Origin of the sequence: Mucilaginibacter gracilis (assembly GCF_003633615.1) — a bacterium.
GTDB lineage: Bacteria > Bacteroidota > Bacteroidia > Sphingobacteriales > Sphingobacteriaceae > Mucilaginibacter > Mucilaginibacter gracilis.
Map to the genome: position 1 here is coordinate 1,778,617 of NZ_RBKU01000001.1, position 18,228 is coordinate 1,796,844.

The following is an 18,228-nucleotide window of genomic DNA, read 5'->3' on the forward strand; positions in this document are numbered from 1 at the left end:
TATGTCAACATTAGCAGTTCACGGTCATGAGGTTGGTCAGCAAGATCACGATCACGAACATCATCACCACGATACGTTCATAACAAAATATATCTTCAGTCAGGATCACAAAATGATTGCCAAGCAATTCCTTATCACAGGGATTACGATGGCCGTTATAGCGATGTTGCTATCGATCATGTTTCGTATTCAATTGGCTTACCCCGAAAAATCGTTCCCATTATTAGAAACGCTATTGGGCCGTTTTGCTCCCGAAGGTAAAATCAGTCCCGACTTTTATTTGTCACTCGTAACCATACATGGTACCATCATGGTATTCTTTGTGTTAACGGCAGGTTTGAGCGGTACATTTAGTAACTTATTGATACCGTTGCAAATAGGAGCCCGCGATATGGCTTCGCCATTTCTCAATATGCTTTCGTACTGGTTTTTCTTTTTAGCCTGTACGGTAATGCTAAGTTCGTTTTTTGTACAAAAGGGCCCTGCCAGCGGTGGCTGGACTATTTACCCGCCACTATCTGCCTTGCCAAAAGCAATGCCTGGTTCGGGCGAGGGTATGACGCTTTGGCTCATCAGTATGGTTATGTTTGTTGCGTCATCGCTAATGGGTGGTATCAACTATGTAAGTACAGTGTTGAACATGCGTACCAAGGGTATGGACCTTTGGAAAATGCCATTAACCATTTGGGCTTTCTTTTTAACGGCTATTTTAGGTGTTTTGGCTTTCCCTGTATTGGTTGCGGGTGTGGTATTGTTGATATTTGACCGTAGTTTTGGAACAAGCTTTTACCTGTCGGATATTATTGTGCAAGGAAAAGTTATGCCTTACGAAGGTGGTAGCCCAATCCTGTTCCAACATTTATTCTGGTTCCTGGGTCACCCCGAAGTGTACATCGTAATTATGCCTGCTTTAGGTATCTCGTCCGAAGTTATCGCTACCAACTCAAGGAAGCCAATATTTGGTTACCATGCAATGGTTTACTCTCTTATCGGTATCACCGTATTGTCGTTTATCGTTTGGGGTCACCACATGTTTGTAACCGGGATGAATCCGTTTTTGGGAGGTGTGTTTATGATAACCACGCTTATTATCGCTGTGCCTTCGGCTGTAAAAACGTTTAACTATTTAGCTACGCTGTGGCGCGGTAATCTGCGTTTTACACCGGCTATGTTGTTTGCAATTGGTTTAGTATCATTCTTTATTTCTGGTGGTTTAACCGGTATATTTTTGGGTAATGCAGCTTTAGATATTAACCTGCACGATACTTACTTTGTAGTAGCTCACTTCCACCTTGTAATGGGTTCGGCAGCAATATTTGGTATGTTGGCCGGTGTTTATCATTGGTTTCCTAAAATGTTTGGCCGTTTAATGGACGAAAAGTTAGGTTATCTGCACTTTTGGTTAACATTTATTGGTGCATACCTTGTGTTTTTCCCGATGCACTTTATGGGTCTTGATGGCGTTCCGCGTCGTTATTATGCTTTTACCGAGTTTGAATCGATGAAGCAATGGTTGTCGGTAAATACGTTTATTACCTGGGCAGCTATCATGTCGGCAATTGCGCAGTTAGCGTTTTTGTTCAACTTCTTCTATTCTATTTTCTTTGGTAAGAAAGCAACTCAAAACCCTTGGCAGTCAAACACATTAGAGTGGACTACACCGGTAGAGCGTATACACGGCAACTGGCCTGGCGAAATTCCAACAGTTTACCGTTGGCCGTATGATTATAGCAAACCAGGCGCCGAGGAAGATTTTATCCCTCAAACTGTGCCTTTTTCGCAAACCATGAGTTCTAATTTACCTCATGATTTTGAAGACAACGAGGCTGGCCTTGAAGCTTATGCAAAATGGCTAAAAGAAAATAAGCCAAAGGAAGAAAATTAATATATAGTACCCGTTTTGATTTTTTGGGGTATCTGTAGCAGGAATTTTCCTAAAACAGATACCCCAATTGTTTAAATAGAATCAAGATGCAAGAATCAAGATGGAAGATCTTTCAAATGGTTTGCGTGTCATAAAGGTATCTTGATTCTTACATCTAGGTTCTGACAATGAAGGTTTCTCCCGAAAAAAAACGATTTCAAATTATAAATAAGGCTACTATAATAGCGCTCTTTATTTTGATATTAGCGGGTGGTGTGGTGCGAAGCACTGGGTCGGGAATGGGTTGCCCCGATTGGCCAAAATGCTTCGATCAATATATTCCGCCAACAAGCGTTACCGAAATACCGAAAGATTATAAAGACAAGTATGTTGCGAAACGGCTTGCAAAAAACCAACGATTTGCGCATACGCTTGACATTTTTGGCTTTAGTGATCTGGCCGTCCGCATCCGCAACGATAAATCGATATTACTGCCCGAAGATTTTAACGCTGCAAAAACATGGACGGAGTATATTAACCGTTTAATTGGCGTAGTATCGGGCTTCTTGCTTTTGTTAACTGTAGTTTATTCGTTTGCTTATTTAAAGGATAAAAAGCGGATAGTAGTAGCCAGTATTTTTAACTTGATATTAGTAGGTTTCCAGGGATGGTTAGGGGGCATAGTGGTTTCAACAAACCTTGTTGCCTGGATAGTTACCGTGCATATGTTATTGGCCCTGGCCATACTGGCGGTTTGTATTTACACCTACCATGCAGCACGGTTAAATAATTATAGCGATAAAATATCGGCAAAGCCAATAGTGCGGTTTTTGGCTTTTGCGGCGCTGCTTTTGAGTATTGTGCAAATTACTTATGGCACCGAGGTAAGGGAGCGTATAGATGCCATATCTGGCAGGTTACAAGGCCAATCCAGAGAAAGTTGGATAGCCGATGCCGGTAGTATATTTACCAACCATCGCGATTTGGCGTTATTGGTGTTAGTTGCAAACGTGATGTTGTATGCGCTTATACGCCGTGGTTTTAGCAGGCACTCGGTGCAGCAACAGGTAATGAGTTTTAGTTTTTTAATGATTATGCTGCAAATAGTAACAGGTATAATTTTATCATACCAGGGTTTGCCACCCGCAGCGCAGGCTATACATATAGTTTTGGCAAGTTTGGTTTTTGGCGCACAATTTTACCTGATGCTTAATTTGTACAGGGGTGCTAAAGTGTGGGGAAGTAACTGATGAAGTGGAGCGATTTTTCGAAACTGATAAAGTTTAGGCTAACCTTTTTAGTTGTGTTTTCGGCCTCTATTTCGTTTTTAATAGGGAGCAAGGTAAACGGGCTTATTGAGTGGCGAAGCTGGGGAATGTTAATAGCAGGTGGTTTTTTGGTTACTGGTGCTGCCAATATTTTTAACGAGATCATAGAGAAGGATCTGGATAAGTTAATGAAGCGCACAATGGATAGGCCAATCCCATCGGGAAAGATGACAACCGGGCAGGCATTGGTAATAGGCCTGTTTATGGCCATATTTGGTACTTCACTTTTATTTAAGCTTAACTTTACCGCAGGTTATTTATCGGTGTTTTCTATCGCATTATATGCTTTTGTATATACTCCGCTAAAACGGGTATCGCCAATAGCGGTTTTTGTTGGGGCAATACCCGGCGCGTTGCCACCGTTAATTGGCTATGTTGCCGCACACCCGCAGATAGATAAAATTGCCCTGGTGTTGTTTGGAATACAGTTTATATGGCAGTTTCCGCATTTTTGGGCAATTGCCTGGGTGTTAGATGACGATTACAAATTGGCAGGTTTTAGGCTGCTGGCAACAGGCAAAAGGGATAAATGGAGTGCTATAATAGCATTAATATTTACCTTAATTTTGTTGCCTGTAAGTTTATTGCCAACATATATGGGCTTTGGCGGTTATGTTATTGGTGGGGTTTCGTTAATATTGAGTTTGGTGTTCATATACCAGGCGTTTAATTTGGTTAAAACCCTCGAAATAAAATCGGCAAAGCAATTGATGTATGGCTCGTTTTTTTATTTGCCGTTGGTGCAGTTAATTTTATTGTTTGATTTTATAGGAAAGAAATAAGGGATGATGATGGCTCAATTACAACAAGATAACGGAAAACTTGATCTGGCACCAAAAAAGTTCAACATGTGGTTGTTCATTTTTACATCTTTTATGATGTTTGCAGCCCTAACAAGTGCTTTTATTGTTTACAGCGGCGGTAACAAGGTACATGGTACTAAAATAATTTTGCCCCAGGCGTTTTTATACAGTACTATAGTGATTGTTATTAGCAGTGCTACTATGTTTTTAGCAGGAAGATCGGCAAAACAATCGCAATTTGAAAAGCAGCGGCTATTTTTATGGATTACAACCGCATTGGCAACTGCTTTTTTGGTGTTACAATTTTACGGCATGAAAATTATGCTGGTGGATATGGCGGTGCCATTTACAAACCCCAATGCATCACAATCATTTATTTACGTATTTGTTGGTATGCACCTCTTACACATTGTAGCAGGCCTAGCATTGCTGCTTTATACCCTAACACGCAACTTTAAAACCATAGGGCAGCCGATGAATTTGTTCAGGATGGAATTCGCTTCTATTTTTTGGCATTTTGTCGATATTATATGGATTTATCTATATGTTTTTTTACTTTTGAACCAATACTAAAAATTACAATTAATTGCAATGAGTACAGCAGTTTCACAAATTGACGAAGTTAAAACTACCCCCTGGGCTGGTGGACATTCACCGTTCAAGGTAGAGTACGGAAAACTGATGATGTGGTTTTTCCTGTTATCAGATGCGTTCACCTTTTCGTCGTTATTGATGGCTTATGGTGCATTACGTTTCAGCGCTAAAACATGGCCCGCAGCAGATAAGGTATTTCAATCGGTACCCGGTACATCAATTGAACACGGCGCACCGCTGGTGTTTGTAGGTATCATGACCTTTATTTTGATATTAAGTTCGGTAACGATGGTAATGGCTGTTGAAGCCGGCCACCGTAATGCCAAAAAGGAAGTTGCCTGGTGGATGGTTGCTACTGTAATTGGCGGTTTTATGTTTTTAGGTTGCCAGGCGTTAGAGTGGAACCACTTACATAGCGAAGGTTTTTGGTGGGGAAGTATTCCGGATGCCGAGAAACTTGGTGAGTTTTTTACCGACCCGGTATCTACAGTCACTGCACATCAATTTGCTAACTTGTTTTTTACCATTACTGGTTTCCACGGTTTCCACGTATTTACAGGTGTTATCATCAATGTCATTATAACTATTAACGTTTTGGTAGGTACTTACGAAAAGCGCGGGAGCTATTTAATGGTTGAAAAGGTTGGTTTATACTGGCACTTTGTAGACTTGGTTTGGGTATTTGTATTTACATTCTTCTATTTAGTTTAATTATTTAATCTGATTTAATCATGTCATCAGAAACACCACATATTCACGCCGAAGGCGAACACGAAGATACAATGAGCAAAGGCCGTATTGGAAAAGTTGCTCTTATCCTATCGGCTATTACATGTGTAGAGTTCTTTATCGCATTGTACTTGGTTCCTCACCAAATACTATCATATCACTCCGCTAATCCAATCTATATTGTTTTAACGTTGTTAAAGGCTTTTTACATTGTTGCATTTTTTATGCACCTTAAGTTTGAGAAAAAAGGTTTGATTTTGGCCGTTGCGGTACCAACCTTGTTTATTATCGGTTTAATACTGGTTTTAACTAACGAGAGCCACCACTGGTTAAGTTTAAGGTAATGACGGCCCTGCAGGGTAAAAAAAAAATTGTGATCCTGGTGCTCATTTTAGCAGTACCAGGATTTTTATATTATTTGCTTACCGCGAAAGGTAAAAACAGGTACAAACCCCTGCCTATTTATGGGCCACGGGTTGTAGCTAAAACTTTCCATAAGTACCACGGCAAGGCTATAGCCGATACCATTTTTCACCAGGTGAGCAATTTTAAGCTTACCGATCAGGATGGTAAGCCAGTATCGTTGCAAACATTTGGCGGTAAAATTTTGGTGGTCAATTTTTTTTACACGCATTGCCCTACCGTTTGCGCCCAAATGAACAGCAACATGGATTTGCTGGCACATAGTTACATCAAAAACAAAATGCTGAGGTTTGTATCCATCACCGTTGACCCGGATAGGGATTCGGCGGCAGCCTTAAAAAAATACGCTTCGCAGTTTAACGTTAGTGCATCAAAATGGAGTTTTGTTACCGGAGATACAGCTACGGTGTATAACCTTGCTCGGAAGGGTTTTTTAGTAAATGCGCTAAAGCTTGGTGCAGACGATTTTATATACAGTGATAAACTGATATTGATAGACCCCGTTGGCCGGATACGCGGCTACTATGAAGGTACCGACAGCAAAGATGTAACCAAACTTAACGACGAGATTAAAGTTCAAATAGCCGAGGAACTCCGTAAAATAAAAGGTGTGGAGTAAGTTAATATTTAAAAGAGCATGAAAGATAAGTTCATTTTTCGTTTTGTGGCCGCTATATCCATATTAGTTTTTGTGCTGGTTGTAATATTGAGCATGAAGATATTGCCTAAGCCAGAGGTTATACCATCTGTTTTATATTTTTTGCCTAAACTTAACGCTATTTTAAACGGTACATGTAGTGTGCTGTTGCTGGCTTCTCTGTATTTTATTATGAATGGCAACGTAGCCATACATAAGCGCATCAATATTTTAACATTTGTACTGTCGGCAGTTTTTCTATTATCTTACGTTGGTTTCCACTGGCTTGCGCCCGAAACCAGGTATGGAGATTTGGATGGCAATGGCATCATATCACCTGCCGAAGCTGCGGCTGCCGGGAGTTTAAGGTACGTGTACTTTTTTATTTTAATAACACATATCATACTGGCTGCGGTTGTTTTGCCGTTAGTATTGTTGAGCTTTTATTACGGCCTGCAAATGCAGGTAGAAAAACACCGTAAATTGGTACATTGGACTTACCCAATTTGGCTTTACGTTACCGTAACCGGTGTAATTGTTTATTTATTGATATCGCCATACTACCACTTTTGAGTTTAATTTTTATAATTTTGTGTTTATGAAATACTTAAGGATTTTAGTTATTTTGTTAGTAATAGCCACAGCGGTGTGCAGTGTTGAGGCTGTTAAGGCTCAATGCGCTGTTTGCTCAACCAATGTAGAAACTAATGCAAAAAACGGCGGCATACAAGGTAATGGGCTAAATAAAGGTGTTATGTATTTACTTGCTGCCCCATATTTGGCGGTTGCTGTGCTTGGCTTTATTTGGTATAAAAAATACCGCCGTAAAGATGTAAACATCAATATGGGTAGCGAAAAGCTAAACCTCAATTAATTAAACACACCCTCCTGGCAACAGGATAAATTACTAAACTTTACTATGGCCGAAACTCCAAAATTGTGGGCTATGTTGCATTGCAAGTGTCCGCGTTGCCGGCGTGGTAATATGTTTAATGGTGCTTTATACAGTTTTAGCTCAAACCGTATAAACGAGCATTGCCCGCATTGCAATATGCTTTTTGAAATAGAGCCCGGTTATTTTTACGCCGCCATGTATGTAAGCTATACCCTCAATGTAATGCAGGCCGGGTTTTTTTGGCTTACAACTTACATGTTAACCCATAATACAACATCGCCCTGGCTATATATAAGTGTTATATTGGGCGGTTGTTTTTTGCTCTCGCCTGTAAACTTTAGGTACTCGCGTGTGTTTTTGTTATATTGGTTGTCGCCAAAGGTACATTACCAGCCACATTTAGATACAGATGATAAAATCAGCCACCCTTGATTTTCTGAAAGACCTCGCCAAAAATAACAATCGCGAATGGTTTCAGGATAATAAACCCCGCTATGAGGAGGCAAAAGAAAATGTAATTGCTTTTACAGGCGAGTTACTCAAGGAACTCAAAAAGGCCGACCCCTCCTTTAATGCCGATATTGAGCCAAAAAAGTGCATCATGCGCATTTACCGGGATATTCGCTTTAGCCTCAATAAAACACCATACAAAAATAACTTTGGCATCAGTAAACTTTTATCGGGAACAAAAACCGATGAAATTGGGTATTATGTGCAAATACAGCCCGGCAATTCGTTTGCAGGTGGCGGCTATTGGATGCCCCAGGCCGAGCATTTGAAGGCCATAAGGCAAGAGATTGACTACAATGCCAGCGGCCTGCGAGAGATTATTGATGAGCCTCATTTTGTAAAGCTGTTTGGCGATTTCCGTAGCCAGGAACAATTAAAAAGCATTCCCCGGGGTTACGATGCCAACGGTGAAAATATTGACTTACTTAAGCTGAAAAGCTTTGCGGCCATACACCAGTTTACCGACGAAGAGATAATGAAGCCAAACTCGCCAAAACTTGTTGCCGGGGTATTGGGCAGTATTTATCCGCTTACAGTTTTTTTAAATAATGCAATTGCTTAAATTAGTACACAAATACCCTTATCGTTAAGATATGAAAATAAAATATTTACTCTTGCTGTTGGCAATATGCGTAGCTCTGCATTCGTGCCAGGTAATGTCGAACAAAAAATATAAGGCTCTATTGGCAACGCAAGATTCGCTTACAAACCGTACCGTTACCCTGGAGGGTATTGTGGCCAGTTTAAAAGGCGATACAGCGCGTTTGCATCGGCAGATAGCCGAACTGCAATCTAACCTGGGGGGCCTTAACGACCGGTATAATGGCTTAAACGACCGATATAGTGCGCTAAACGAAAAGTACACTTCGTTAAATAGCAATTATTCGGCAACTACCTCAAAGGTTAGTCAGCTTTCTACTGATCTGCAAAAGCGGGAAGCTCGTTTAAAGGAGGTTGAGGATATTTTACGCAAGCGCGACGAGGCAACCAATGCCCTGAAAGAAAAACTACAGAAAGCACTTTTAGGTTTCCAGGAAAGCGGCTTAACGGTTGACATCCGTAATGGTAAAGTATATGTTTCGTTAGCCGATAAATTGCTTTTCCCATCGGGAAGTATAACTATCGACCAAAAAGGAAAAGTTGCTTTAAAACAATTGGCTGTAGTACTAAACAAAGAACCCGATATTAACATCGCCGTTGAAGGGCATACCGACGATAAAAAGATAATTAACCTTGGCCAGATAAAAGATAACTGGGATTTGAGCGTAATGCGCGCAACATCGGTTACCCGTTACTTAACCGAAACCGAGAAGATTGACCCGGTACGCTTAACTGCTACAGGCAAGGGCCAGTTTCAACCGATTGATACTGCGCCAACCACCGAAGCGCGGGCAAAAAACCGGAGAATTGAAATTGTACTCTCGCCAAAACTGGATGAACTGTACAACCTCATAACAAAATAAAAAGAGAGCGGCTCGCTATTATGGTGAGCCGCTCTCTTTTAATTAATGCCATTATTGAGCGTGTTATTTTAAAGCCGCCAATTAATACGGGCTTATAAAATCTTTAAAATCGGGAAGCAATTCGTCTTTTGCCGAAAGGATAACGTTATCTGTAGGGAAACCCCAATCGATATTTAAGGCCGGGTCGGCTATTTTGACACCTATTTCGGATGCCTTGTCGTAAAAATTAGTGATCTTATAAGCAAAAACCGAATCGTCTTCTAAAGTGTAAAAGCCATGTAAAAAGCCTTCGGGTATCCAAAATTGCAGGTTGTTTTTGGCACTCAGTTCAATTTTAAAATGCTGGCCATAAGTAGGTGAACCCTTGCGCACATCAATAGCTACATCAATTACGCTGCCTTGTGTTACCCTCACCAACTTGCCTTGCCCAAAAGGCGGCGCCTGTGCGTGTAAGCCACGCAAAGTTCCTTTTGACGAACTCGACTGGTTGTCCTGCACAAAGTTTACATCTATGCCTGCCGCAATGTATTTTTGCTGGTTATAACTCTCGTAAAAGTATCCCCTGTCATCCGGGAATATTTGGGGTTCAATAATTAGCAGGCCTTCAATAGGGGTTGTGGTTACTTTCATATTAGTTTACTACTTGCATAATGCTTTCAAAAACCACCAGCTTGTTTTCAAATTGTTTAATGTGGATATGCTTTAATGCCGAAGCTGCGGTTTGTTCGTAGGCTTCGTAGCTTTCAAGGTTATCGGCATCGTATTGTATGCAATAAGTAAAGCCCTCGTTTGGCGAACTTAAAACATTTAAAATACGGAACGAGTTAAAATGCCCTGTTGCCATTACAGCAGGTATATGCTCGGCCTTTACCCAGGCCAGCCAGTCGGTATGTATCTCCGGATCAATAATTATGGTTTCATTTAAAATTATCATAACCAAAAGTATGAATTTTTAGGAGCCCGCAGGTAAATCGCCCCTCAATGTTCTAAACCTTTTACGTGCATCGTTAAGCCACGAGCTGCCGGGATAATCGGTAATAATTCGTTGGTAATAGGCCTGCGCTTTTGCTTTATCATTTAATTGGTTTTCGTAAATGTCGCCAAGCATGTACACGGCATCATCGGCCCAAAGGTCAAACTTATTGTCGTCGGCAATAATCTTTAAGTTGTTTGCGGCCAGTTCGTATTCCTTTTTTTGGATATGAATGCGCGCTTTGGCCATTAAAATATCGTTAATAAGGTTATTACCGGGGTACGCTTTATCAATACTATCCAGCGTAATAAGGGCTTTATCGGGCTCTTGTTTAAATATCAGCAAATCGGCGCGGGCATACATTTTTAAGGCATTGCCGGTACTGTCAAAAGCGGTATGGTCGCTTATCATGAGCGATAGGTTTAACGCATCGTTAGCAATTAATTGCGATGTAGCGGCCTTTAAAACATCCAACTGGCCCTTGGCCCAGGTAAAATCGCCGGTGTAGTAAGCCAGCTTTGCATTACGATATTGCGCCTCTTGCGCTATTGCCGTTGCCGGGAAGCTTTTTTCTATCTGGCTATACATTAAAGTGGCATCCCATGGCTTATTGTTAAGCAAATAAACATCGCCTAAGTCAAGCTTGCAATTGGCTAAAGTGTTTGGGCGTATATTGGGTATGGTAATAGCATCTTCTAAAAGCTTTTGTGCATCGTTAAGTTTGTGCAGTTTAAAAGCTTGTAACTGGGCAAGTTTTTGCATGGCGAAGGCAGTGCTGCTGTTGCGGCCAAACTCGCTTAACAGGTTCTGGTAATCTTTTTCCAGGCCAAGTAAATCTGCTTGTTCATACTTGCCGCTTGTTATTTTTAAGTTTTTGGCTGTAAGCAATTCAATTTTTGCCGATACATAAAATTCGTTGTCTTTGCCTTTACTAATAATGTATTCGTAACCGCGTATGGCCTCATCATACGCCGCGTTTGATACCAGCGTTTGGCAAAGGTCAAATATACTGCTGCCGTCGTCTTTTTGCCTGCGGCTTAGGGCAAGTGCCTGTAAAAGTGCCTGGTCAAACTGTTTTTGTTGCAGGTATTGCCAGGTAAGCATATCGGCCAAAACAAGCTGTTGCGGGTTTGCCTGTATGGCTTTTAGCAGGGCCGCTTTAAGCATATTATAATCGTCGTTTCCGTCAAACTGGTTTAATAAGGTGTTTTTCATCTGCCCCACAAATTCTGGGTGGCGCAGCAACAAGCTAATAAACTCGTTAACCATATTTGGTTTATCGTGTTTGTAGCGATAAAGGCTGCTCAGTTCGTTGCTATACAGGTCGTTATTGTGCAATATTTTACGGCCTTGCACAAACGTTTTAATAGCAAGGTCAGCATTTTCGGCCTGGTAAAATTGCATCGCAATTTCGCTCACGGTACTTTGCTCGGCAGGCATGTTTTTAATAATATCGTTAAAAACAGCATCGGCCTTATCTTGCAATCCTTTTTCGCGGTACAGGTTACCCAGGGCAATATTGTATTGATAATCTTGCGGGTGCTTACGCATCATTTTTTTGGTGATGCTTTCGGCCTCGTCAAACTTTTTAATGCCTATCAGGCTTTTAAAATAAAATTGGAAATAGCTTTCGTTACTAAGTTTATACAGCTTTTGGTAAATATCGGCAGCTTTTTGCGGCTCGCCATTGCGGCTGTACTGCATGGCAAGTTCTAAATCTTCCATCTGCGCGTGCGCGGTAAGGCCGGCCAATAATAAAACAGTGATAACGCATAGCTGTTTAAGCCAAACTTTTTGTTTGTTGTTGCGTAACAGGGTATGTAACCATGTAATTAGCATATCAATGGCATTAAAACAGGTGAATACTCCATATCAAATCAAAAATAAAATATTAAAGCGATTTTTTGCGATAAGCTTATATTTAACCCATTATAAAAAATGTAACCCAGTAAAATTGTAGTGACATTTAGTGTTAATCAAATTACATTTTATAATTTAACATATTCTACGTAAACGGGGGCGATTGTATATCTAAATGTTAAACAGCTTTAAACATCTTTTTTTAATTGCATTAATAATTGGCGTATGCTCGTGCAATAATAAATCGGCGAAGCAAATTCCGATAGGCGATTTTTTTAATCTGCCGGATAAGGGCAATTTCCATATTTCGCCCGATGGTAAGTACATCTCATACCTCAAACGCGTTAACGGCAAACAGAATATCTATGTGCAAACGCTGGCCGATGGCAAAGAACGAATGACGACGTCGTTTGTAGATTATCCCGTTCGCGATTATTTTTGGACGTTTAACAACCAAATCATCCTTACCAAAAACATGTTTGAGCAAAACAAGTTTCAAATGATTGGTATTGATGCAGCAACCATGCAGACGCGCGTTTTACTTGATGCGCCAAAAGTAAACTTCAGGCTGCTAAACCGTAACCGCAATAACCCGGATATGATAACCTTTAGCATGAACAAAAGGGATTCGGCGGCTATTGACGTTTACCGCATGAACACCAAAACCGGTGAATTAACCATGTACATTAAAAACCCCGGCAACATTACGGAGTGGTTTACCGATGCCGACGGAAAGATAAGATTGGCAAAAGCATCCGACGGGGTAAACGAAACCGTGCTTTTTAGGCAAAACGATGAATCGAAATTTAAGCCCATTATTGTAAATAATTTTAAAAACCAGGTAAGGCCCATCGCCTTTTCGGGAAAAAAGGATTGGTTTTATGCCCTGTCAAACGTAAATAGAGACAAAACTGCGCTTGTTGAAATAAACGCCGAAAACGGCAAGGAAGAAAACGTTGTGTACAGCAACGCTAATGCCGATATTGAAGACGTGGTTTACTCTAAAACAAAGCACCGGCTGGATATGGTTTGGTGGCAGGATGCAAAACCCCAAAGGCATTATTTAGATAAGGATGCCGAAATTATTTACAACAACCTGCTAAAGCAATTGCCCGATAACGAGATTAATGTTGTTGATAAGGATAGCTCCGAAACCCGTTTATTGATTAGTGCTTCCAGCGATCGTAACCCGGGTTCGTATTACCTTTACTCAACGGTTGATAAAAAGCTGGATAAAATATCCGATCAAAACACAAAAATAAACCCGGCTGATTTGTGCGAAATGAAACCCATTTCGTTTAATGCAAGCGATGGAACTTTAATAAACGGCTATTTAACGCTGCCTGCAAATAAAGCGGGTACTAATTTACCTATAGTGGTAATACCGCACAGCGACCCATGGCGGCGCAATAGCTGGGGCTATAGTGCCGAAGTACAGTTTTTGGCTAATCGTGGCTATGGGGTTTTCCAGGTTAACTATCGCGGCTCAACCGGTTACGGTAAGGCGTTTTACAGCGCCGGTTTTAAACAGGTAGGCGGCAAAATGCAAGACGATATTACCGATGGCGTAAAATGGCTTATAGCGCAAAAGATAGCCAACCCCAAACAAATAGCTATATACGGTTCGGGTTTTGGCGGGTTTTCGGCTTTATATGGCGTTTCGTTTCATCCGGGTTTGTATAACTGCGTGGCCGTGCAAAGCGCACTCATTAGCTTTTTTGCCTTTGTGAAGGATGTGCCGCCTTTTTTTAAACCTTACCTTAGTATGATATACGAAAAGGTAGGTAACCCCGAAACAGATGCCGATATGTTTAGGGCCATTTCGCCGGTATTTAATACCGATAAAATTAAGGTGCCGATGTTGATTTACCAAAACGCAAACGACCCGCGCGCCAACGTTAGCGAACTTAACCAGTTTGTTAGGGAGTTAAAAAAGAGAAAGGTTAGCGTAGATTACAAATTGATTAATAAAACCAAAGGCGGTGACCGAAGTCAGCGCGAACGGGGCCGGCTACAAATGTATACCGAACTTGAAAAGTTTTTAGATATTAACCTGCTGGGAAAAAAATAAGCCGGCCGGCCAAAATGACGATAAAGGAAAACATATACCGTAAAAACTTTTCGCTGATAATTGCATTTGTAGTGCTTATATCGGCTATTTTGGTGGCGGCGCTGTTAATTGCCTATGGGCTTACCCGCAAGTATGTAGAGAACGAATTTTCGTCGGATAAGATTGACGTGCTGGAAAAAACCACATCACCTTACTACGATTTTTTTCAGAACAAGATACCCGAAATAACGGCTTACCAGGGTTTTTTAAACGAAACTTCGGCGTCAAAATACGCCGATTCGGTTTTTAACAATTACCCCTTTGTTAAAAGTATTGATTTTTACCATTTCAATATCAGCAACCGCAGTAAAAACGCAACATTAAACAGGGGAAACCTAAGTATAACGGTGCACAATGTTTATAATTTTGTACCTGTTAATAGCTTTAATGTAAAAAACGTTAAGGTAAGTCGTGATAAAAATGTGGAAGATTTTAAGGCGATGGCCCTTAAATTAAGCGGCTTTATTGAAATTGCTGATACAACACGGGCACCTACCGCCGACGAACTTTTTAAGTTTTTTTATGATATAAAGCCCAACAAAATAAGCTACATCAACAACCCGCGGCGCGAAGAGATTAAGCGGTATAAAGACTTGCTAACCAGCATAAGCCCATCATCGGTATATCAGCAGGATATGATGACCTTTTACCTTAGCCCCTTTAGCATGGCCATCAAAAACACGCACCCGGAGTTGTATGAACACATTAGTATACGGCCTGTTGTTTACGATCCGCTTGATAATGGCGATACCGAGGCATTCACCGAGATTGCATTGCCGGGAGCGTTTTCCGACTATAAATTGGTTTTTCAATCAAACAAAACCTTTATTGTTAAAGAAACCGTGCGCAGGTTTTTGCCCGTAACCGGCCTGGTGCTGGCCGTATATTTATTTATTGTGGTTATTGGCTGGCTTATTTACCGTAACCTTAACGTTAACCACAAAATGTTTAAGCTACAGTACGATTTTATTAACAACTTTACCCACGAGTTTAAAACGCCCGTGAGCGTAATAAAAATTGCAGGCTCAAATTTGCGCAGCGATAACCAACTTACCGACAGGCAACGCATGCACTATGGTAAAATTTTGGATGAAGAAGCCGATAAGCTTAACGACCTGATGAACAAATTACTATCGTTTACGCAGTTGGAAAATAAATCGATACATTTAAAGAAAGAAACTATTGAGCTTGAAGAGTTTGTACAAAAGTATATTGATACTTTTAAAATAAAATATCCGCTTTTTAAATTGACTTATGAGGTGATAAACGTTAAGCGTTTTGAGAGCGACCCGGTATTGCTGGGCAGTATTTTTCAAAACATGATAGATAATGCCTATAAGTATTCGCCGCCCGAGCGTAAAGAAATGCATATTGTTGTTGAGCGATACCGAAAAGAGCTTATTTTACGTTTTAAGGATAAAGGTATAGGTATCCCTAAAAACGAAATGAAAAATATATTTAAAAAGTTTTACCGTATAGAAAGCCTTTATAACCAAAACGGAAGCGTTGGCCTTGGTTTGGCTTTTTGTAAGGAACTTGTTAATTTTATGAACGGCGAAATAACCGTTACCAGTAAGGTTAACGAAGGCTCGGAATTTACCGTTATACTACCATATTAAATAAACCGATATATGAACAAAGAGATAAAAATTGCCTTAGTTGAAGACGATGAGAATTTGAGGTTTTTGGTTGCCGAACGTTTGGAACTGGAAGGTTACAAGGTTTTAGAGGCTGCCGACGGTATTGAGGCCGAAAAAATGATACTGGCCGAAATGCCCCATATTGTTTTGCTTGACTGGATGCTGCCCGGCAAACAAGGATCGGAGGTGTGTACGGCAATTCGCGATAAGGGGTTTGATAAACTGGTTATTATGATGACCGCCAAAGCGCAGGATGTTGATAAGATAGAAGCCTACCAATTTGGCGTGTCGGACTATATTACCAAGCCATTTAACATGGATGTATTGGTGGCCATGATTGATAATAAAATTAAGTTTACGCTAAACAGCGATAAAACCGAATCGCATAAGTTTGCCAATATGGAGCACCATCCTAATACGCACACGTTGCTTAAAGATGGTAAAAAGATTGAGCTAACGATATTAGAGAACCGTATTTTATTATACTTTTTAAAGAATAAAAACAAGGTAATTAACCGTGAAGAACTGATGATGGAAGTTTGGGGCTACAACGCCGACGTAAATACCCGCACCCTTGATATGCACATTGTACGTTTACGCAAAAAGATAGAAAACAACCCCGATTCGCCGCAATACCTGCAAACTGTTAGGGGTATTGGGTATAAGTTTGTGCATGAGTAGGGTTTAGCATACTTAAAGTTGTACTTACGTTTTATTACCGAATATAAGAATAGAAACATCAATCCCACCGCGTCATTGCGAGGTACGAAGCAATCTTTAAACTATACAGAGGCGGCTCTTTAAGTCCGGTTATCCTACGTAGAGATTGCTTCGTACCTCGCAATGACGGTCATTTGTCTGTTTTTAAACAGCCTTTTATTGCCTCTGATAAATTGTTGACATGATAAACTTTCCATAAAACGTTTTTGCAGCTATTGTTTTATAGCCGTGCTTACTAAACTGCTTGTCAATTGCCGGTAGTTTTAATGTTTCAATACCACATAGTATTTTAAAAAATACGTACATACTTTTAAGCAGTAATTTTTGCCATAACGGGCCTGTTAGCTTAAAATCGGTACATAGCCACAAGCCTTTTGGTTTTAGTTGGCTATGTATATGTTGAAAAACCTTTTCAAGCGTTTCTTCGGTAAAGTTATCAAACAGAAAGGGCGTTATTACCACATCAAAGGTTTCCGCAGTGGGGGTGTTTTCTATGGCATCGTTAATAAAAACAACCTTATTTAGCCCGGTGTTTCTTTTTTGGGCAAGGGCGGTCATTTTTGCAGATACTTCTACGTAAGTAATAGCAAGGCCAGAGTAATGTATGGCCGATAGTTCGTCCAGTATCCAACCTGTTCCGCCGCCAACTATTAATACCGACGAATTTGGCGGTACGAATTTAAGCAGATAGAGTTGGGCGTTAATCAATGCCTTGCCATAAACCAGTCGCGATAGTTTGTCGTAAAAAAATGCTGCATTATCGTAGTTGGCTGTCATTCGCCTTTTATATTAGGGTAAAGGCCATCAGTAAAACGTACTGCAGAATGAGTACACCATCCATTAAAAAAAAATAGTAATACTCGTTCTTTTCCCATTTAGATTTAAATATAAGCCAACCCATTAAAAGTGTGGTTAGGGTTAGCGCAAAAAAATCGCGACTAAAACCATTCCCTTTAAACATAAAAAGCAATACAATATAGCCGGTTAGCAATAACTGGCAAAAAAGGTAAGCACCTTTTTCGCCGAAAATAACGGGAATGGTTTTTAAGCCGTTTTGGGTATCGTGAAACAGATCGCGAATATCAAACGGAATAGTTAACGCCGCAATAAACAGGAAGCGCTTGGCTATTAATAAAAAAATATCGGCGGTTGATATGGTGATGTGATATGTTTTTTCGGCTTCAAATATGGGTAGTAAAACGCAGCTCAGCGTCCAAACTAAAGCTATCAAGGCCGATTTAATGCCGGGTATATTGCGTAAGCCAAATTTTTGCTGGCCTTTGGAGAATATAGGCAGGCAATAACCCACCGATAAAATGCCGAGACTTATAAGCAACAGTTGCGACTTGAGCGACAACAGCAAAAACACAAAAAACAATACCAATACCGATACCAGAGTTAATGCCACCATTAACCTGTTATGGGCAAAAAACCAACGGATGCGCCTGTACGATGAGCGTTGCGGATGAGCAGGCCGGGTTAAAAAGATACAGATATTGTAGATAAACAATGTAGACGAAAACAGGAGCAACAGCAACGGATAAACGGGTTTGCTGCCAATAAGGTGCAGGGTTACCATTGCCTGTGCTACGGTACAAAGTGCCATAAACAGGTTGCCGAATAATACCAGATCAAGAAACGAGGTGAAGAGTTTTCTCATTTACAGCACGAAAAAATGG

At 40.6% G+C, this 18,228-nt stretch carries 20 protein-coding genes; 15 read left to right on the forward strand and 5 right to left on the reverse strand.

What is annotated here, in order from left to right; genetic code table 11:
- Position 1 precedes the first annotated feature (1 nt).
- From BDD43_RS07685 to BDD43_RS07740, 12 genes are all read left to right on the forward strand, one after another.
- Positions 2–1,885, forward strand: a complete 1,884-nt coding sequence (locus tag BDD43_RS07685) for a cytochrome c oxidase subunit I (RefSeq protein ID WP_211339663.1) — start codon at positions 2–4, stop codon at positions 1,883–1,885.
- A gap of 167 nt (positions 1,886–2,052) precedes the next feature.
- Positions 2,053–3,114, forward strand: coding sequence for a COX15/CtaA family protein (locus tag BDD43_RS07690; protein WP_121197131.1), 1,062 nt, complete (start codon positions 2,053–2,055; stop codon positions 3,112–3,114).
- Positions 3,114–3,974, forward strand: coding sequence for a heme o synthase (gene cyoE, locus BDD43_RS07695; RefSeq protein ID WP_121197132.1), 861 nt, complete (start codon positions 3,114–3,116; stop codon positions 3,972–3,974). Before BDD43_RS07690 ends, cyoE begins: the two co-directional genes overlap by 1 nt.
- A gap of 3 nt (positions 3,975–3,977) precedes the next feature.
- The gene (locus tag BDD43_RS07700) at positions 3,978–4,568 is read left to right on the forward strand and encodes a cytochrome c oxidase subunit 3 (protein ID WP_246001490.1); all 591 of its coding nucleotides are present in this window, start codon (positions 3,978–3,980) and stop codon (positions 4,566–4,568) included.
- 18 nt (positions 4,569–4,586) lie between these two features.
- Complete coding sequence (locus tag BDD43_RS07705; protein ID WP_121197133.1) at positions 4,587–5,300, forward strand: cytochrome c oxidase subunit 3; 714 nt, start codon at positions 4,587–4,589, stop codon at positions 5,298–5,300.
- Between the two features lie 20 nt (positions 5,301–5,320).
- Positions 5,321–5,662, forward strand: coding sequence for a cytochrome C oxidase subunit IV family protein (locus tag BDD43_RS07710; RefSeq protein ID WP_121197134.1), 342 nt, complete (start codon positions 5,321–5,323; stop codon positions 5,660–5,662).
- Entirely contained in the window at positions 5,662–6,360 is a 699-nt protein-coding gene (locus tag BDD43_RS07715; protein WP_246001491.1) for an SCO family protein, read from the forward strand. Before BDD43_RS07710 ends, BDD43_RS07715 begins: the two co-directional genes overlap by 1 nt.
- Before the next feature lie 18 nt (positions 6,361–6,378).
- Entirely contained in the window at positions 6,379–6,951 is a 573-nt protein-coding gene (locus tag BDD43_RS07720) for a DUF420 domain-containing protein (protein ID WP_121197135.1), read from the forward strand.
- A gap of 25 nt (positions 6,952–6,976) precedes the next feature.
- A complete protein-coding gene (locus tag BDD43_RS07725; protein ID WP_121197136.1) occupies positions 6,977–7,252 on the forward strand; it encodes a hypothetical protein in 276 nt (91 codons plus the stop codon).
- A gap of 177 nt (positions 7,253–7,429) precedes the next feature.
- Positions 7,430–7,705 (forward strand): hypothetical protein, encoded by a 276-nt coding sequence (locus BDD43_RS07730; protein WP_246001492.1) that lies wholly within the window; start codon positions 7,430–7,432, stop codon positions 7,703–7,705.
- On the forward strand, positions 7,683–8,345 hold the full coding sequence (locus BDD43_RS07735; protein ID WP_121197138.1) for a DUF2461 domain-containing protein: 663 nt from the start codon (positions 7,683–7,685) through the stop codon (positions 8,343–8,345). The genes BDD43_RS07730 and BDD43_RS07735 overlap by 23 nt, the downstream gene beginning before the upstream one ends.
- A gap of 31 nt (positions 8,346–8,376) precedes the next feature.
- Positions 8,377–9,246, forward strand: a complete 870-nt coding sequence (locus BDD43_RS07740) for an OmpA family protein (protein ID WP_121197139.1) — start codon at positions 8,377–8,379, stop codon at positions 9,244–9,246.
- Between the two features lie 81 nt (positions 9,247–9,327).
- On the opposite strand, the gene rfbC is transcribed toward BDD43_RS07740, so the two are convergent.
- The 3 genes from rfbC to BDD43_RS07755 are packed head-to-tail and all read right to left on the reverse strand — an operon-like array spanning position 9,328 to position 12,058.
- A complete protein-coding gene (gene rfbC / locus BDD43_RS07745; RefSeq protein WP_121197140.1) occupies positions 9,328–9,876 on the reverse strand; it encodes a dTDP-4-dehydrorhamnose 3,5-epimerase in 549 nt (182 codons plus the stop codon).
- Between the two features lies 1 nt (position 9,877).
- Entirely contained in the window at positions 9,878–10,180 is a 303-nt protein-coding gene (locus BDD43_RS07750) for a DUF4286 family protein (protein ID WP_121197141.1), read from the reverse strand.
- Between the two features lie 18 nt (positions 10,181–10,198).
- Positions 10,199–12,058, reverse strand: a complete 1,860-nt coding sequence (locus BDD43_RS07755; protein ID WP_121197142.1) for a tetratricopeptide repeat protein — start codon at positions 12,056–12,058, stop codon at positions 10,199–10,201.
- A 196-nt stretch (positions 12,059–12,254) separates the two neighbouring features.
- Between BDD43_RS07755 and BDD43_RS07760 the strand changes: the two genes are divergently transcribed.
- Genes BDD43_RS07760 through BDD43_RS07770 form a run of 3 tightly spaced genes read left to right on the forward strand, consistent with a single transcriptional unit; the run spans position 12,255 to position 16,510 of the window.
- Positions 12,255–14,150: a S9 family peptidase gene (locus BDD43_RS07760; RefSeq protein WP_121197143.1), complete on the forward strand. Its 1,896-nt coding sequence runs from the start codon at positions 12,255–12,257 to the stop codon at positions 14,148–14,150.
- A 14-nt stretch (positions 14,151–14,164) separates the two neighbouring features.
- A complete protein-coding gene (locus BDD43_RS07765) occupies positions 14,165–15,808 on the forward strand; it encodes a sensor histidine kinase (protein ID WP_121197144.1) in 1,644 nt (547 codons plus the stop codon).
- A gap of 12 nt (positions 15,809–15,820) precedes the next feature.
- On the forward strand, positions 15,821–16,510 hold the full coding sequence (locus tag BDD43_RS07770) for a response regulator transcription factor (RefSeq protein WP_121197145.1): 690 nt from the start codon (positions 15,821–15,823) through the stop codon (positions 16,508–16,510).
- Positions 16,511–16,705: 195 nt separating this feature from the next.
- Here BDD43_RS07770 and BDD43_RS07775 read toward each other — a convergent pair whose 3' ends face one another.
- Positions 16,706–17,326, reverse strand: a complete 621-nt coding sequence (locus tag BDD43_RS07775; RefSeq protein WP_121197146.1) for a class I SAM-dependent methyltransferase — start codon at positions 17,324–17,326, stop codon at positions 16,706–16,708.
- Between the two features lie 7 nt (positions 17,327–17,333).
- On the reverse strand, positions 17,334–18,209 hold the full coding sequence (locus tag BDD43_RS07780) for a UbiA prenyltransferase family protein (protein WP_246001495.1): 876 nt from the start codon (positions 18,207–18,209) through the stop codon (positions 17,334–17,336).
- Positions 18,210–18,228 lie beyond the last annotated feature (19 nt).

What these genes read in the sequence shown, in the direction of transcription:
- BDD43_RS07685 (WP_211339663.1), top strand. Translation starts at nt 2, where the DNA reads ATGTCAACATTAGCAGTTCACGGTCATGAGGTTGGTCAGCAAGATCAC.
- BDD43_RS07690 (WP_121197131.1), top strand. Translation starts at nt 2,053, where the DNA reads ATGAAGGTTTCTCCCGAAAAAAAACGATTTCAAATTATAAATAAGGCT.
- cyoE (WP_121197132.1), top strand. Translation starts at nt 3,114, where the DNA reads ATGAAGTGGAGCGATTTTTCGAAACTGATAAAGTTTAGGCTAACCTTT.
- BDD43_RS07700 (WP_246001490.1), top strand. Translation starts at nt 3,978, where the DNA reads ATGATGATGGCTCAATTACAACAAGATAACGGAAAACTTGATCTGGCA.
- BDD43_RS07705 (WP_121197133.1), top strand. Translation starts at nt 4,587, where the DNA reads ATGAGTACAGCAGTTTCACAAATTGACGAAGTTAAAACTACCCCCTGG.
- BDD43_RS07710 (WP_121197134.1), top strand. Translation starts at nt 5,321, where the DNA reads ATGTCATCAGAAACACCACATATTCACGCCGAAGGCGAACACGAAGAT.
- BDD43_RS07715 (WP_246001491.1), top strand. Translation starts at nt 5,662, where the DNA reads ATGACGGCCCTGCAGGGTAAAAAAAAAATTGTGATCCTGGTGCTCATT.
- BDD43_RS07720 (WP_121197135.1), top strand. Translation starts at nt 6,379, where the DNA reads ATGAAAGATAAGTTCATTTTTCGTTTTGTGGCCGCTATATCCATATTA.
- BDD43_RS07725 (WP_121197136.1), top strand. Translation starts at nt 6,977, where the DNA reads ATGAAATACTTAAGGATTTTAGTTATTTTGTTAGTAATAGCCACAGCG.
- BDD43_RS07730 (WP_246001492.1), top strand. Translation starts at nt 7,430, where the DNA reads ATGCTTTTTGAAATAGAGCCCGGTTATTTTTACGCCGCCATGTATGTA.
- BDD43_RS07735 (WP_121197138.1), top strand. Translation starts at nt 7,683, where the DNA reads ATGATAAAATCAGCCACCCTTGATTTTCTGAAAGACCTCGCCAAAAAT.
- BDD43_RS07740 (WP_121197139.1), top strand. Translation starts at nt 8,377, where the DNA reads ATGAAAATAAAATATTTACTCTTGCTGTTGGCAATATGCGTAGCTCTG.
- rfbC (WP_121197140.1), bottom strand. Translation starts at nt 9,876, where the DNA reads ATGAAAGTAACCACAACCCCTATTGAAGGCCTGCTAATTATTGAACCC.
- BDD43_RS07750 (WP_121197141.1), bottom strand. Translation starts at nt 10,180, where the DNA reads ATGATAATTTTAAATGAAACCATAATTATTGATCCGGAGATACATACC.
- BDD43_RS07755 (WP_121197142.1), bottom strand. Translation starts at nt 12,058, where the DNA reads ATGCTAATTACATGGTTACATACCCTGTTACGCAACAACAAACAAAAA.
- BDD43_RS07760 (WP_121197143.1), top strand. Translation starts at nt 12,255, where the DNA reads ATGTTAAACAGCTTTAAACATCTTTTTTTAATTGCATTAATAATTGGC.
- BDD43_RS07765 (WP_121197144.1), top strand. Translation starts at nt 14,165, where the DNA reads ATGACGATAAAGGAAAACATATACCGTAAAAACTTTTCGCTGATAATT.
- BDD43_RS07770 (WP_121197145.1), top strand. Translation starts at nt 15,821, where the DNA reads ATGAACAAAGAGATAAAAATTGCCTTAGTTGAAGACGATGAGAATTTG.
- BDD43_RS07775 (WP_121197146.1), bottom strand. Translation starts at nt 17,326, where the DNA reads ATGACAGCCAACTACGATAATGCAGCATTTTTTTACGACAAACTATCG.
- BDD43_RS07780 (WP_246001495.1), bottom strand. Translation starts at nt 18,209, where the DNA reads ATGAGAAAACTCTTCACCTCGTTTCTTGATCTGGTATTATTCGGCAAC.